Below are 17,233 nucleotides of genomic sequence, written 5' to 3'. Positions count from 1 at the left end.
CTTTTTATAGTTCTTTTTTAAAATGTAAAATTAAGACCAAGAACAAATGTACGTGGCTTTGGGTATACGTTATTATCAACACCACTCGCAATTTCAGGATCCAAGCCTGAATATTCGGTAATGGTAAATACGTTTTGTGCTGTCAAAGACGCTCTAAACTTGATTTTTTCAAAAGGCACATTATAACCTAGTGATATATTGTCCATTCTCAAGAATGAAGCGTTCTCAACATATAAGTCGGAAAATTGTTGGTTATTTACAAAGTTTGTATTCAACACATCTGTACTTCCATTTCCATAGTGCTGATTTCCAACTTGGTTCAATATTGCCTGACCGTAACCATTCGCAGATTTAAAGTTGTTATACATATAGTTTCCTAAACTTCCTCTTAATGTAAAACTCAAATCGAGATTCTTATAGCTCATATTTGAAGTAAAACCAAAAAATGCATCTGGAGTAGGTGACTGATATCGGTATTTATCACTATCATTGATCACATTGTCACCGTTTAGGTCCATATATGCACCTTCAATAGGTTGTCCATCAGCACCATAAACTTGTTTAAAAACATAGAATGCATTTGGTTCGTACCCTACTGTATTAATTTGAATTAAATTACCTACACCACCAGAAAGGGTCGGGCCGGTAGGGGTACCTATAGAGCCTGGTGCATCGTTAAGGGTAAGTTTAGTAATTTCTACATCACTTAAAGTAAAGTTAGCACTTACATCCCAGTTAAAATTGTCATTTTTCACAGGTGAGAAGTTAATACCAAATTCAACACCTCGACTCACAGTTTCACCAACGTTTTGATCCAAAAAGTTCTCTAAATTACTTCCTGCAGGTACAGGAGCGTACTGCAAAAGGTCTTTATTCTTTCTGTAATATAAATCTACAGTACCTGTGATCTTGTTGTTAAACAAGCCATAATCTAAACCAACGTTATACATTGTGGCTTCTTCCCATTTCAAATCTTCGTTATAACCTTCTGGTCTGATAGTTGGAACAAATTGATTTCCGAACTGATATTGGGATTGAATATCACCCAAACTGTAAACGCCTAGATAAGGGAAAGCTCCACCAATCGCCTGCTGACCAGTAACACCCCAGCTCAATCTCAACTTAAGATTACTAAAAGTATTTAAATCTTTAAGGAAATCTTCATCAGAAGCTAACCAAGCAAAAGCTGCAGAAGGGAAGTTACCATTTCTATTGTCTGGAGAGAAACGTGATGTGATATCTCTTCTAAAAGTACCAGTAAAAATATACTTTTGCGCTAAAGTAATTTCGGCTCTAGCAAAATAAGATTCTAATATAAGTTGGAAAGGTGAAGGAGGAACTACAGCATCAAATTCACCTGTCGCGGTATTGAGATCTCTCGACTCACCTATATTATAAAATCTTTGATACGTATGACCAGCTGTAACATCTACTTTAGAAACAATTGAATTTAAATCTTTCTTATAATTTAGGTATAAGTCCAAAAGACGATTTTTGTTTGTTCCGAAATATGTGCCACGTGATGCAAATTGATCGGCATTCAAATTGTTGAAACCTGCACTAGGATCTGTAAAATAGCGCCCGTCATATTCTTCATAATCAAAGCCAGCATTAACATTTAATCTTAACTCAGGTAAGAAATGGAATTTGTAGTCTAGCTGAATATTAGAAATATTTCTTTTTGCACGTTGTCTGTTATCTCTAAGTAACAATAAAGAAACCGGATTTCTTGGTGCTAAATTTCTAACGCCATCTTCGTCTTCAAATTCAAAGTAACCAGCCCAGTTTCCTTCAACTGGTTGCGTTGGATCAAAGAACAAAGCACTTCCAATTGCTCCTTCATCAGCAAAACGGTTGTCAACAAAACTACCCTTGGAAGTAATATTTACCTTTAAATGATCGTCCAACAAACGATGTTCGTAGTTAAGGTTAATAGCGTTTCTTCTGTATTGAGAAGTTAATAAAATACCATTTTGATTTGCAAGGTTGTAGTTGACACGAATGGAACTGTTTTTAAAACCTTTTGAAACTGTTAGGTTATGTATTCCGCCTTGTGCAGCTTCGTAGATTTCATCTTGCCAATCAGTTTTTGCATTACCTAATAGGTTCTCGTTACCGCCATTGTCTATAATGTACTGTCTGAATTGGTCAGCACTTAAAACATCTACTTTGTCTATCAGTTTACCAGTTGAAATTTGAAGATCATATTCAACTTGTAGCGGAGTGTTTGTTCTGCCTTTTTTTGTCGTGATTATAACAACCCCAGCAGTCGCTCTAGACCCATATATTGCAGTTGCAGAGGCATCCTTTAAGATTGTATAACTTTCAATTTCATTTGGATTGATTGCATTGATACTTTGACCACTTAATGGAATTCCGTCGACGACAATTAGAGGGCTATTGCTTCCACTCAATGAACCACCATTTCTAATTCTTATCTCTGCTCCTGAGCCAGGTGAACCCGAAGAGGACGTGATCCTAACACCAGCAGACTTACCTGCCAAAAGGTTTTCAGGTGAAACGATTGCACCTTTGTTAAACGTTTCCGAATCAATCTTCTCAACAGAACCTGTTGCATCTTTAACGGTTGTTGTACCGTATCCAATTACCACAACTTCATCTAATTTTGCTGTATCTTCAGCTAGTGAAATATTAATTGTTGATTGGTTGTTATAAGTAATTTCTTGTGTCTTATATCCTATGTAAGAGAATACGAGGACATCTCCCGTCTTGACATTTATGGAATATTTACCATCAAAATCTGTCGTTGTCCCAGTACTGGTACCTTTAATAATAACATTTACACCAGGCACAGGCAATGTGCTAGCTTCTTCTGTTACAGTACCCGAAACAGTGGATTGTGACATGAGAATTGAGGGAACAAATAATGTCAGTAGTAATAAACTATTTAAAAATGTTTTCATACACTATTCTTAAGAGTTAGTTGCTTTTAAAATTTAATATATTTTCACTTCTCGGGTTAAATCTATGTAAATTTTAGGTATCTACATTGTATGCATGTCCTAATTAGGTTCGCGAAAACGTTTTCGTGTTAAAAACTTTTTTTTATTTGGCTAGATGATAATGAAAATACCTAAAATTTGTCAAATAAACAATAATGTATCCTCTTTAATGCCAACTTCGGATTTTCAAAAAATCTTAATAGTGGAACTTTTTCATTAAATTCGCTCATATTTCAAATAATAGATGAGAAAGAAAATTACTCTTAAGCAAATAGCCAAAGAACTTGATGTTTCAATATCCACGGTGTCAAAAGCCTTACGAAACAGCATCGAAATAAGTGAAGATACCAGAGAAAAGGTTCAGGCATTTGCAAAGCTCTATAATTATCGGCCAAATAACATTGCATTAAGTCTTAAAAATAGGAAGACGAAGACCATCGGTGTTATTATTCCAGAGATTGTTCATCATTTTTTTGCTAAAGTTATTAGAGGAATTGAACTGGTTGCAAATAGAAGGGGTTATAATGTAATTGTTGGGTTGTCCAATGAATCTTTTGATAAAGAGGTGATTAACATGCAGATGCTTGCCAATGGAAGTATTGATGGATTTATTCTCTCAATTTCAAAAGAAACACTTCAGCAACAAGATTATCACCACTTTAATGAAACCATTAGCCAGGGAATGCCCATCGTGATGTTTGATAGGGTTGTGAACGATATCATTTGTGACAAAGTCATTATCGATGATATGAAAGGTTCCAAAAATGCAGTCAATAAACTTCTTAATAATGGCTGCAAACATGTTGCCATCATTACTACTAAAGACTACGTAAGTGTTGGCAGATTAAGAACACAGGGATATCTTGAAGCCCTTGAAGATCATAAAATGATTCCAAATTCAAACTTAATATTAAAGGTTGATGATGAATTGTTGTCAGAAGATCATTTAGATTCACTTGAAGACGAAATAGAAGGTTTATTCAAACGAAACAAAAACATCGATGGTATTTTTGCAGTGAATGAGCTTTATGCCATTATCGCAATGAAGGTCGCAAGAAAGTTGAACATGAAAATTCCTGATGACATACAAGTTATCGGTTTTACTGATGGAGTATTATCCAAACATGCGACACCTAGCCTTACAACGGTGAGTCAACATGGTCAGGAAATGGGAGAAAAGGCGGCAGATTTGTTGATTGATAAGCTTGAACATGAGGAAGATGAAGAACGTTTTCAGACCGTTGTCATCGAGACAAATCTTATAGAACGCGAATCTACCAAATAATAAAATTGTAGGTTTAATTAAAAACTTTAGTATATTTACGCCTGATTCTATTATATCAAAACTTATATTTTCACTTCTCACAAATAAGTTTTGATAAGTATTTCGCTTATCAATAGTAGTAATTTAATACATACTATAGATGAAAAAGCGCACGCTCGGATTTTGGGAAATCTGGAACATGAGTTTCGGTTTTTTGGGAATCCAAATGGGATTCGCACTTCAAAATGCTAACGCTAGCAGAATTTTACAAATATTTGGTGCAGACGTCCATGAGTTGTCATGGTTTTGGCTAATTGCTCCTATTATGGGATTGATTGTTCAACCAATAATTGGGCATTACAGTGATAATACATGGACACGTTTTGGACGAAGAAAGCCATTTTTCCTTTTGGGTGCCGTGTTGGCATCAGTAGGAATGATACTCATTCCGCAAGCTGATTTTATGATTGCCATTTTGCCTGCTCTTTGGGTAGGCGCTGGTATGCTTATGATAATGGATGCATCCTTCAATATTGCAATGGAACCATTCAGAGCTTTGGTGGCAGATAATCTTGCAGATGAGCAAACAACGAAAGGATTTAGTATTCAGACTGCACTCATTGGAATTGGTGCTGTTATAGGTTCATGGCTTCCATGGGTGTTTGCCAACTGGTTCGGGGTTGCAAAAAACTCTCCTGACGGCACAGTGCCAGATAATCTATTGTGGTCTTTTATAATTGGAGCAATTGTGCTAATAGGTTCCATACTTATCACAATTTTTACCACTAAAGAGTATTCGCCAGAAGAATTGGCTCAATTTGAAGATGAAAAATCACATCGAGAAGCACTTCAGATTGATGGTGAACAACCAAAATCAAAATTGACCGACATTTTTGATGATTTCAGAAAGATGCCTCAAACCATGAGACAGTTAAGTTGGGTTCAATTTTTTTCTTGGTTTGCACTTTTCGGTATGTGGGTATTTTCGGTTCCTGCCATAGCGCAACATGTTTATGGGCTGCCTTCCAATGATTCAAGTAGTGAAACTTATCAAGAGGCTGGGAATTGGGTCGGAATTTTATTTGGGATTTACAACGGTGTTTCTGCCATTTTTGCGTTTCTATTGCCAATTATAGCAAAACAAATAAGTAGGAAAAAAACTCATGCATATGCTTTATTTATAGGAGGTTTAGGGTTGATTATGATTTACTTTACCTCTTCCGAATACGGACTTATTCTTCCGATGATTTGTATAGGAATTGCATGGGCAAGTATTCTTTCAATGCCTTACGCTATGCTCGCAGGCTCCATTTCTCCAAAGAAAATGGGAGTTTACATGGGTATTTTCAATTTTTTCATCGTGATTCCTCAAATAGTCAATGGTGTCATTGGAGGTCCTTTGGTTAAATATGTGTACAACGATCAAGCAATTTTTGCGATCGTAGCCAGCGGTATCAGTTTAATCATTGCAGGATTACTATCCTTTAAAGTGAAAGATAAATTAGATGTAATACATAAAAGCACATGAATAAAAAAGCCTTCATATTCGACCTTGACGGAGTGATAGTCGATACGGCCAAGTATCATTTTTTGGCTTGGAAAAAATTGGCCAACAGCATTGGTGTCGATTTTACGGAACATCAAAATGAGCAGCTTAAAGGTGTCAGCCGTGTAAAATCATTGGAAAAAATTCTGTCGTGGGGAAACAAAAGTATTTCTGAAGACGAATTTATGGAATTGATGGCACTAAAAAATGATGATTATCTAGCTTATATTAAAAAAATGGATGAAACAGAAATTCTTCCAGATGTAGACCGTGTTTTGACATTCCTTATTGAAAATGATCAAAAAATCGCCTTGGGTTCCGCAAGTAAAAATGCTAGAATGATTCTTCAAAAAGTCAATATTCTTGACAAGTTTGAAAGCATCGTGGACGGAAACGACGTATCAAAAGCAAAACCAAATCCAGAGGTGTTTTTAAATGCTGCGAAGAACTTGAACTGCAATGCAAAAGATTGTATTGTTTTTGAAGATTCCGTGGCAGGAGTGAAAGCGGCGAACATTGCCAGCATGATATCCATCGGTATTGGAGATAAAGAAACCTTAAAGGAAGCCGATTATGTCTTCAATGATTTTTCAGAAATCAGCAATGAATTCCTAACAAATTTAATTAACGAAAAAAGAACATAGAGAACGGATATTGACCAGCACATCTTACAGAGAAACGGTCTAAAATCTAAAATCTAACATCTATAAAAAATGAATCAAGATTATATAAAACCAGATGGTTGGTCCATCATTGAAGAGGGTTTCGATGCCTCAAGAGTAAAATCCTCGGAAAGTCTGTTCAGCATTGGAAATGGTGCCATGGGTCAACGTGCCAATTTTGAAGAGCAATATTCTGGTAAAACGTTTCAAGGAAGTTACATCGCTGGTGTTTACTATCCAGATAAAACCCGTGTGGGTTGGTGGAAGAATGGTTATCCAGAATATTTTGCCAAAGTTCTCAATGCACCAAATTGGATTGGCATTAATGTCACCATAAATGGCGAAGTGTTGGATTTAGCAAAATGTAAGGAAGTCAAAAATTTCCGAAGAGAATTGAACATGAAAGAAGGATGGCTCGCTAGAAGCTTTGAGGTGATTTTGCATAATTTTATTGAAGTTAAAGTTGATGCCAAACGCTTTTTGAGTTTGAATCAGGATGAATTGGGAGCAATTGAATATAATTTGACATTATTGAACAATGATGCCCAAGTGGTCGTTGCGCCGTATCTCGATGCTGGAATCACTAATGAAGACAGCAATTGGGACGATAAATTCTGGAACACCATGGATGTCAGTTTTGAAAATGACCAAGCATTCATACGTTCGCATACCATGAAAACGGAATTCCATGTCTGCACGTATATGCAATCAATTATTTCTGTAAATGGCAAAGTGCTGAAACAGGAAAAAACGATTAACGATGCGGTAGATTATATCGAGTTTCAATATCAAAACCAGCTTCATAAAGGTGACACAATTACGGTAACAAAGTTCGGTGGTTATACTGTTGACCGAAACCATAAAAAGGAGGACCTCGTTCAGGCTGCAAAGAACAATTTGCAAAAAGTCACTCAATTAGGATTTGATGCGTTGTTGCAAGAGCAAAAAGAAGCTTGGTCGCAAATATGGGAAATGGCTGACATCACGATTGATGGTGATGTGAAAGCCCAACAAGGTATTCGCTTTAATATTTTCCAGTTGAACCAAACTTATTTGGGTAAAGATGCACGTTTGAATATCGGTCCTAAAGGTTTTACAGGTGAAAAATATGGTGGAAGTACGTATTGGGATACTGAAGCCTATTGCATCCCGTTCTATATGGCTACCAAAGACCAAGAAGTTGCAAGAAAATTATTGGCATATCGCTACCATCACCTTGAAAAAGCTATTGAAAACGCCGAAAAATTGGGATTCAAAAATGGCGCAGCCTTATACCCTATGGTGACCATGAACGGTGAGGAATGCCACAACGAATGGGAAATAACGTTTGAGGAAATCCATAGAAATGGAGCTATTGCCTTTGCAATTTACAACTACTACAGATACACTGGTGATTATAGCTACATTCCAGAAAAAGGTCTGGAAGTATTGATTGGAATTGCACGTTTTTGGCATCAAAGAGCTAATTTTTCAACTGATAAGAATAAATACGTCATTCTCGGAGTTACGGGTCCGAACGAATACGAAAACAATGTGAACAACAATTGGTACACAAATTACATTGCAAAATGGTGTATTGATTACACTTTGGAAAATATTGAAAAAGTGAAATCTGATTTCAATTCGGATTACGCTCGTATTATGAATAAGGTAAACCTGTCTTCATCTGAAATGGACCAATGGAAAGACGTTGCAGACAAGATGTATTTTCCATATTCTGAAAAGCACAATGTGTTTTTACAACAAGATGGATTTTTGGATAAAGACTTGGTGACGGTTGAAAATCTTGACAAATCGCAACGACCTATTAACCAAAAATGGTCATGGGACAAAATATTGCGTTCACCATATATTAAACAAGCTGATACGTTGCAAGGTTTTTATTTCTTTGAAGACCATTTTTCAACTGAAGAATTGGAACGTCATTTCGATTTTTACGAACCATTTACAGTTCATGAAAGTTCATTGTCATCTTGTGTGCATAGTATTCAAGCGGCTAAACTTGATAGAATGGAGCAAGCCTATACATTCTACTTGAGAACGTCGAGACTTGATTTGGATGATTACAACAAAGAAGTTCATGAAGGTCTTCACATCACGTCAATGGCTGGAACATGGATGAGTATTGTGGAAGGTTTTGGCGGCATGCGTGTAGTCAACGACACGTTATCATTCGAGCCGAAAATTCCTAAACAATGGGATGGCTATTCGTTTAAAGTGAATTTCAGAAACCATATTTTAAAAATCTCCATTGGTCAAAATGCCACCAATTTTGAATTGACTGGTGAATCAGATTTAGAGATTTTGGTCAATGGAAAAGCTGTAACGGTCAGTCCTAATAATCTGGTGACGGTTTAAGCTTTAAACTATCTAAAACAGGAAAAATGAAACAACTAATCCAAATTCTATTATCTTTAATTAGTATGACACTTTTTTCACAAGTAGATAGAGTTGAACCACCTAACTGGTGGATAGGTTTTAAAAACACTGAATTGCAATTGCTGGTGAAACATGACAACATTGGCAGTGCGCAAGTTGAAATTTCATATCCGGGATTGACGGTCAAAAAAGTGAGTTCTGGTGAAAGCCCAAACTATCTTTTTATTGATTTGGCTATTTCTGAATCGACCAAACCAGGGATATTTGACATTGTTTTCAATCTGAAAAACGGTAAAAAAGTCAAACAACCGTATCAACTGAAAGAAAGGGAAAAATCGCCTGAAACGTATGTTGGTTTTGATAGCAGTGATGTCATTTATTTAATCACACCAGACCGTTTCGCCAATGGAAATCCAAAGAACGATACCTTTCAAAATTTAAAGGAAAAAACCATAGATAGAACAAATGATTATGGTCGACATGGCGGCGATTTAAGAGGAATTATCAATCATTTAAATTACATTGATGATATGGGTTTTACAGCAGTTTGGCCTTGCCCTGTATTGACGAATGATATGCCAAGAGCATCCTACCATGGCTATGCAATGACCGATTTTTATCAAGTGGACCCTCGTTTTGGAACTTTGGCAGAATATCGAGAATTAGCAGACAAAGCACGAGAAAAAGGAATTAAGTTGGTAATGGACCAAGTGGCGAATCACTGCGGAAGTGAGCATTGGTGGATGAAGGACTTACCGTTTAAGGACTGGGTGAATTTTCAGGAAGATTTCACCAATAAAAGCGATTTAAAAACTTCAAATCATAGAAGAACAAGCAATCAAGATATTTATTCGTCGAATTATGACAGAGAATTGTTGAATGCAGGCTGGTTTGTCTCTTCAATGCCAGATTTGAATCAAAAGAATCCCTTTATGGCAAAGTATATCATCCAAAACAGTATTTGGTGGGTAGAAACGCTTGGTTTGGGTGGCATCCGTCAGGATACCTATCCTTATCCTGACAAGAATTTTATGTCCGATTGGGCTGGCGCCATTATGACTGAATATCCCAATTTCAGTATCGTTGGAGAAGAATGGAGTTACAATCCGCTATTGATTGGTTATTGGCAACAAGGCGCTAACAATCGTGATGGCTACGTGTCAAATTTAAGGTCTACAATGGATTTTGCGATGCAAAGACTGATTGTTGAAGCATTGACTGAAGATGAGCAATGGGATAAAGGTTTGGTGAAAATCTACGAAGGTTTGGCAAACGATTTCCACTACGCCTCTCCAAAAGACATTATGATATTTCCAGATAATCACGATATGAGTCGCATCTTCACACAGTTAAATGAAAATGTCAATGATACAAAAACGGCTTTAAGTTATTTATTGGTTCTGCCTCGAATTCCGCAGATTTACTACGGAACCGAAATTTTGATGAATGACACTGCAAAACCTGGTGACCACGGTCTGATTCGTACGGATTTCCCTGGAGGTTGGGAAGGCGATACTGTAAATGCGTTTACAGGTGAAGGTTTGTCCGATGACCAAAAGGATATGCAATCTTACCTCAAAAAAATCTTGAATTACAGAAAAGATAGCAAAGCCATCCACGAAGGTAAAACGGTTCATTTTGCACCTGATAATGGTGTTTATGCCTTGTTCAGAACTATGGATGATGAAATCGTCGTGCATATCATCAACAAGAATGATTTGCCAATCGAAATCGACCTTTCACGATTTAAGGAAGTTGGTCTCGAAGGCAAAAAAGTTAAGAATATAATCTCTGATGAAGAATTTATGTGGCCAAAAACATTGACATTGAACCATAAAGGAAGCATCATTTTGACTACTAAATGAAAAACATTGTTATCATCATCGCTTTGCTGTTTTTTGTATCGTGCAAAAACGATTCCCATTCAGCAAAGAAAAATATAAAACCAGCTGATACTTCTAACGTTGTAACAGATACTATTGAAGGTGATTTCTCGGGCGGAACTTTGTTGCGAATTGATGACTTTCCGTCGAATTTTATTCCTCCTAGAAAGGTCGATATTTGGTTGCCTTCTAACTATTCCAAGGACAAAAAATACGCCGTTTTGTATATGCACGATGGACAAATGCTGTTCGATGCACGCATTACTTGGAACAAACAGGAATGGATGGTCGATGAGGTGGCGACTAGGTTGATGAACGATAGTATTGTAAAGGACTTTATCGTCGTGGCACCTTTCAACATCAACGAGTTGCGTCACAGCGAATATTTTCCGCAGAAACCTTTTGAAGCATTGACAGATAGACAGAAAGATTCGTTGGTACAAGTTGCGAAAGACAACAATATGCGTTTCGATTCTGTGACTTCTGATAATTATTTAGGCTTTTTGGTTGAAGAATTGAAGCCGTATGTAGACAAAAATTATTCAGTCTTGACCGATAGAGAAAACACCTATGTGGCTGGCTCGAGTATGGGTGGATTAATATCAATGTATGCTATTTCTGAATATCCAAAGGTTTTTGGAGGCGCAGCCTGTCTTTCTACACATTGGCCAGGAGGCAATCCAAATGATAGCGATTTGCTGGCAAATTCCTTTTTTGAGTATATGGAAGATAATGCACCTTCGCCTAAAAACCACAGGCTTTACTTCGATTATGGCACAGAAGCCTTGGACAAATTCTATCCAAAATATGCATCAACGGTTGACAGAATTTATAAAGACAAGGGATACGATGCCACAAATTTCAAAAATCTAAAATTTGAAGGTGCTGACCATTCCGAATTGGCTTGGCAAAAGCGATTACATATTCCTTTTGAATTTTTATTGAAAAAATAAATGAAGCATTTTATTTCCATCATATTGGTTTTGTTGATTCAGTTTGGATTTGCCCAAAATCCCAAACGAACTTTCGAATCCATTAGCCAACAAGATAATACGATTGAGGTTAAGGTAAATGATGGTCTCTACAGGATTGTGCCATACAATCAATTCATCATCGAAACAAGTTATATTCCAAATGGCGAAACCTTCAATCCGTCGTCTCACGCAGTTGTTCTTAAGAAGGAAATGATAAAAACGGATTTCATTGAAAGTGAAAATTCTTATGAATTAAAAACTGATGGGATTTCCATTAAAATTCAAAAACAACCGTTCCAAATTTCTTATGCTTACAAAGGAAAACCCATCATTTCAGAAAAAATGGGTTATGTGAAAAATGATAGTTTGGAAACTATTCAGTTTAATGTCAAAAGCCAGGAAGTTCTCTATGGTGGAGGCGCACGAGCCCTTGGAATGAACCGTCGTGGCCATCGTTTACAACTCTACAATCGAGCACATTATGGTTATGAAACACATTCTGAATTGATGAATTATACGATGCCAATTGTACTGTCTTCAGATAAATATTTGATTCATTTTGACAATGCGCCAATTGGTTTTTTGGATTTGGATAGTCAAAAGAACAATACACTTACTTACGAAACCATTTCTGGTCGCAAAACCTATCAGGTAGTGGTTGGTGATTCTTGGTACGACCTTGTGGATAATTATACCGATTTGACAGGCAAGCAACCGATGCCTCCGCGTTGGGCACTCGGCAATTTTTCCAGCCGATTTGGGTATCACACGCAAGCGGAAGTCGAGGCCACAGTTCAAAAGTTTAGAGATGAAGAAATTCCGTTGGATGCCATAATCATTGATATTTTCTGGTTTGGAAAGGATATTCAAGGTCATATGGGAAATCTTGAGTTTTTAAAAGATTCGTTTCCAAACCCTGTGCAAATGACGAAGGATTTAAAGTCCAAAAATGTCAATACCATTTTGGTGACTGAACCTTTCGTATTGACCACATCTAAAAGATGGCAAGAGGCTGTTGACAAGGGTGTTTTGGCAAAAGATTCCGTTGGAAATCCTTTCAAATTTGATTTTTATTTCGGGAATACTGGTTTGATTGATATATATAATCCGAAAGGAAAATCGTGGTTCTGGAATATTTACAAAGACCTCGCAAATATGGGTGTGACTGGAATCTGGGGCGATTTAGGAGAGCCAGAAGTGCATCCGTCGAAATTGCTTCACGCTACAGGAACGGCTGATGAAGTTCATAATATTTATGGTCACGATTGGGCGAGATTGATTCACGAAGGTTATCAAAAAGATTTTCCGAGTCAGCGTCCGTTTATATTGATGCGTGCTGGTTCATCTGGCTCGCAACGTTTTGGAATGATGCCTTGGTCTGGCGATGTCAATAGAAGTTGGGGAGGTTTGCAAAGTCAACCGGAAATAGCTCTTCAAATGGGAATGCAAGGTTTGGCTTATATGCATTCTGATTTGGGCGGATTTGCTGGAAATAATTTGGACGATGAACTCTATGCGCGTTGGTTGCAGTATGGAGTTTTTCAGCCTATTTACCGACCTCACGCTCAAGAAGAAGTGCCTGCTGAACCTGTTTTCAGGGAACCGAAAACAAAAGCGTTGGCTAAAAAAGCAATTGAACTGCGCTATAAATTATTGCCCTACAATTACACGTTGGCATTTACAAACCATCAAAAAGGTAAGCCCTTGATGCGACCTCTGTTTTTTGAAGATGATACACAAAAACTTCAAAATGATGCTTCAGAATATTTTTGGGGAGATGCTTTTTTGGTCTCACCAATTATGAAATCTGGTGTGACTTCAAAGGATATTTATTTTCCGAAAAATCAGGTTTGGTTTGACTATTATACAGATGAAGAATTTGAAGGCGGAACTACCAAAACAGTCAAAACGCATCAAGGATATATTCCAACTTATGTAAGAGCTGGAGCTTTTATTCCAATGGCAAAGCCTATGCAAAGCACAAAGGAATATAAAGGAGATACGATTGAATTACATTATTACTTTGATAGTTCTGTGGCTGAAAGCAAAGGGAAACTTTACAATGATGATGGAGCAACACCGAATGCCTATGAAAATGGTGCCTATGAATTGTTGCATTTTCAAAGTGAGCTTGAAAAGAATGGGTTGGAACTGGAATTTGAAGCAGAAATTGGGAAGAATTATACAGCTTCTGAAAAGTCAATAGAAATCATAATTCATAACATTTTACGCAAGCCAAAAGGCATCAAAATCGACGGAAAAAAATCAAGTGTCAATTGGAGCGATACTTCAAAAACCTTGACCATTCCGATGCTATGGAATACCAGTAAAACATCTGAAATCGAAATAAAATTATCCAAGTGAAAAACTATCTAACCATCATATTAATCGCTATAGTTCTTTTTGGTTGTGCTGAAAACCCAAAAAAAAACACAGCTGAAAAAAAGCCTGAAACACCTTTCGTTTGGGAAGGAGCAAATCTGTATTTTTTGTTGACCGATAGATTCAATAATGGCGACACTTCAAATGATATCAATTTTGACAGAACAAAGGAAACAGGCAAGTTGCGTGGTTTTGAAGGAGGTGATTTGAAAGGCATCACACAAAAAATTGAGGAAGGTTATTTCAATGATTTGGGTGTCAATGCTATTTGGATGACACCAATCGTCGAGCAAATTCACGGAGGAACTGACGAAGGCACTGGTGTTACTTACGGTTTTCACGGTTATTGGGCAAAAGATTGGACAGCCATCGACCCGAATTATGGTACTGCTGATGATTTGAAGAAATTGGTAGATACAGCTCACAAAAGGGGAATTCGAGTGTTATTGGACGCCGTTATCAATCATACAGGACCAGTTACAGAAGAAGACCCTGTTTGGCCTGACGAATGGGTTCGAACATCGCCTCAATGCGATTACACCACTTATGATTCAACAATAACCTGTACCCTTGTTAAAAACCTTCCAGATATCAAAACGGAAAGCAATGATAATGTGGAGTTGCCACCGCAATTGGTTGAAAAATGGAAAGCAGAAGGTCGCTTCGACCAAGAAGTCGCAGAATTGGACGCTTTCTTTGAAAGAACTGGTCATCCAAGAGCACCAAGATTTTACATTATGAAATGGTTGACCGATTACATCACAGATTTTGGTATTGATGGTTATCGTGTAGACACTGTGAAGCATACCGAGGAGTTCGTTTGGCAAGAGTTCAAAAAAGAATGTGATTTTGCTTTTTCAAAATACAAAACTGACAATCCTGACAAAGTGATGGATGATAATGAGTTTTACTTGGTTGGTGAAGTGTATGGTTATGGTATCTCTGCCGGAAAAGCCTATGATTTGGGTGGAACGAAAATAAATTATTTTGATAATGCGTTTGAAAGCCTTATCAATTTTGAATTCAAATGGAATGCATTGCAGCAAGACAATGAAACGCTTTTTTCAAGATATTCAACCGTTCTTCATAATGATTTAAAAGACTACGGATTGCTGAACTATTTGGCATCGCACGATGATGGCCAACCCTATGATGGCAATCGTGAAAAACCTTATGAAACGGCCACAAAATTGCTTTTGGCTCCAGGAACATCTCAAACATATTATGGCGATGAATCCGCACGTTCGCTCGTGATTGAAGAAACCGTTGGCGATGCGACGCTACGTTCTTTTATGAATTGGGATGATGTGAAAAACAATGAAGAAACTAATAAGCTTTTATCTCATTGGCAAAAGTTGGGTCAATTCAGAAAAAATCATCCAGCTATAGGTGCAGGTGTTCACGAAATGATATCACAATCGCCTTATGTCTTCAAAAGACAGTATTCAAATGGCAACTATTCTGACAAAGTGGTTGTTGGATTGGATTTACCTAGCGGAATGAAAGAATTGGATGTATCATCAGTTTTTAATGAAGGACAAAAATTACGAGATGCATATTCAGGAATGAATGCCACAGTTACGAACGGAAAAATTAACATAGATTCAAAAGAAACCATCGTGCTTTTAGAGGCGATAAAATAAACACAATATTATGAAAAAACTAATTCTGACTTTATTGATTGCAAGTAGTTTTATGGCTTGCAAAGACGACAAAAAAAATATGAATGAAGGTGAAGATGTCACGGCAGAATCAACAGATTCCATTCCGACAATTACAAAAGACGTTATCAATACAGGTGTCATATATGAAGCAAATATCAGACAGTATTCGGCTTCAGGGCATTTTGACGAATTCACAAAAGACATTCCTCAATTGAAACAATTGGGTGTCAAAGTCATTTGGCTGATGCCAGTATTTCCAATCAGTGAAACCAAAAGAAAAGCGACAGGAGGACCAGACAGCAAATTTGCAACCGATTTTCCAGAAGCAGAGCAAGCAAAATATTTGGGAAGTTACTATGCCGTTGCTGATTATACCAAAATCAATCCGGAATTTGGAACTATTGAAGATTTCAGGGAATTGGTAAAAACCGCTCACGATAATGGAATGTTCGTTATTTTGGATTGGGTACCAAATCACACTGGTTGGGACCATGTTTGGATTAAAGACCATCCAGATTTTTATACAAAAGATGCTGATGGCAACATCACACATCCTGCAGGAACCGATTGGACTGACACAGCAGATTTGAATTATGACAATCAAGAGATGCGCAAACAAATGATTGCAGATATGCAGTATTGGGTTAGAGAAGAAGGCGTTGATGGTTTCCGTTGTGATGTCGCTGGTTCGGTACCGTTGGATTTTTGGGAAGATGCAATACCACAATTGAGAAGTACCAAAGATGTTTTTATGCTCGCCGAAGCTTGGGAACCAGAATTGTTCAAGGGAAATCTATTTGATATGGGTTACGCTTGGGATGGTCATCATATGATGAACAATATTGCACAAGGGAAGAATAAAGCTAAAGATTGGTACACCTATTTGGATGAGCGTGATGGTAAATATGAGAAAAATGATATTATGATGAATTTCATTACAAATCACGATGAAAATTCTTGGAGCGGCACTATTGGCGAACGAATGGGTGATGCTGCACCTGCAATGCTCGCTTTGTCCTATATGACAACAGGTATGCCATTGATTTATTCAGGAATGGAGTATGATATGAACCATCGTTTGAAATTTTTCGAAAAAGATTCAATTCCAAAAACAAAAGGAAAGATGTGGCCATTATTGGAGAAGCTTGGCAATTTGAAAAACACCAATCCAGCTTTGGCGAATAGTGAAATAGGAGCAGATTTTGGGAGAATTGAGACTGGAAATGATAATGTCGTTATGTTTACAAGAAATCATAACGGTACGACTGTAGGTTATTTAGCCAACCTTTCAAAGTCGAATCAAACATTTGATTCAGATTATGTAGAGGGAGTGCAAGATTACATGACAGGAGAAGCATTTTCGGCTGAAAATGGAAAGATAACTCTTAAACCGTGGGAATACCACATTCTTATGAAATAATTTTTTCAGTACTTATACGATTGTTGTTTAAAGCCCTATGAAATGAATTAGGGCTTTTTTTATTCAAATTTTATCTTGTTGTTAGATATTTCAACT

General features: G+C 37.1%; 10 protein-coding genes. 9 read left to right on the top strand and 1 reads right to left on the bottom strand.

Going from position 1 to position 17,233, the window contains the following annotated elements; translation table 11 throughout:
- Nucleotides 1–17 precede the first annotated feature (17 nt).
- Nucleotides 18–2,867, bottom strand: coding sequence for a SusC/RagA family TonB-linked outer membrane protein (locus M0G43_RS00555; RefSeq protein WP_248022547.1), 2,850 nt, complete (start codon nt 2,865–2,867; stop codon nt 18–20).
- A gap of 340 nt (nt 2,868–3,207) precedes the next feature.
- Here M0G43_RS00555 and M0G43_RS00550 point away from each other — a divergent pair, with 340 nt between their 5' ends.
- The 9 genes from M0G43_RS00550 to M0G43_RS00510 all read left to right on the top strand — a co-directional run bounded on the left by M0G43_RS00550 (nt 3,208) and on the right by M0G43_RS00510 (nt 17,137).
- The gene (locus M0G43_RS00550; RefSeq protein WP_248022546.1) at nt 3,208–4,248 is read left to right on the top strand and encodes a LacI family DNA-binding transcriptional regulator; all 1,041 of its coding nucleotides are present in this window, start codon (nt 3,208–3,210) and stop codon (nt 4,246–4,248) included.
- 139 nt (nt 4,249–4,387) lie between these two features.
- Nucleotides 4,388–5,755: an MFS transporter gene (locus tag M0G43_RS00545; RefSeq protein ID WP_248022545.1), complete on the top strand. Its 1,368-nt coding sequence runs from the start codon at nt 4,388–4,390 to the stop codon at nt 5,753–5,755.
- Nucleotides 5,752–6,417, top strand: coding sequence for a beta-phosphoglucomutase (gene pgmB / locus M0G43_RS00540; protein WP_248022544.1), 666 nt, complete (start codon nt 5,752–5,754; stop codon nt 6,415–6,417). The genes M0G43_RS00545 and pgmB overlap by 4 nt, the downstream gene beginning before the upstream one ends.
- Nucleotides 6,418–6,486: 69 nt before the next feature.
- Complete coding sequence (locus M0G43_RS00535; protein ID WP_248022543.1) at nt 6,487–8,793, top strand: glycoside hydrolase family 65 protein; 2,307 nt, start codon at nt 6,487–6,489, stop codon at nt 8,791–8,793.
- A 26-nt stretch (nt 8,794–8,819) separates the two neighbouring features.
- Nucleotides 8,820–10,679, top strand: coding sequence for a glycoside hydrolase family 13 protein (locus M0G43_RS00530; RefSeq protein WP_248022542.1), 1,860 nt, complete (start codon nt 8,820–8,822; stop codon nt 10,677–10,679).
- Complete coding sequence (locus M0G43_RS00525; RefSeq protein ID WP_248022541.1) at nt 10,676–11,650, top strand: alpha/beta hydrolase; 975 nt, start codon at nt 10,676–10,678, stop codon at nt 11,648–11,650. Before M0G43_RS00530 ends, M0G43_RS00525 begins: the two co-directional genes overlap by 4 nt.
- Nucleotides 11,651–14,035, top strand: a complete 2,385-nt coding sequence (locus tag M0G43_RS00520; protein WP_248022540.1) for a TIM-barrel domain-containing protein — start codon at nt 11,651–11,653, stop codon at nt 14,033–14,035.
- Nucleotides 14,032–15,696 carry an alpha-amylase family glycosyl hydrolase gene (locus tag M0G43_RS00515; RefSeq protein ID WP_248022539.1) on the top strand — a complete coding sequence of 555 codons (1,665 nt, stop codon included), beginning with the start codon at nt 14,032–14,034 and terminating at the stop codon, nt 15,694–15,696. Before M0G43_RS00520 ends, M0G43_RS00515 begins: the two co-directional genes overlap by 4 nt.
- 10 nt (nt 15,697–15,706) lie before the next feature.
- Nucleotides 15,707–17,137 (top strand): alpha-amylase family glycosyl hydrolase, encoded by a 1,431-nt coding sequence (locus tag M0G43_RS00510; protein ID WP_248022538.1) that lies wholly within the window; start codon nt 15,707–15,709, stop codon nt 17,135–17,137.
- Nucleotides 17,138–17,233: the final 96 nt, after the last annotated feature.

This window comes from Subsaxibacter sp. CAU 1640, from assembly GCF_023156585.1.
In the GTDB taxonomy this organism is placed as follows: Bacteria; Bacteroidota; Bacteroidia; order Flavobacteriales; family Flavobacteriaceae; genus JBPOFM01.
This window is presented reverse-complemented; position numbering and strand designations above follow the sequence as displayed.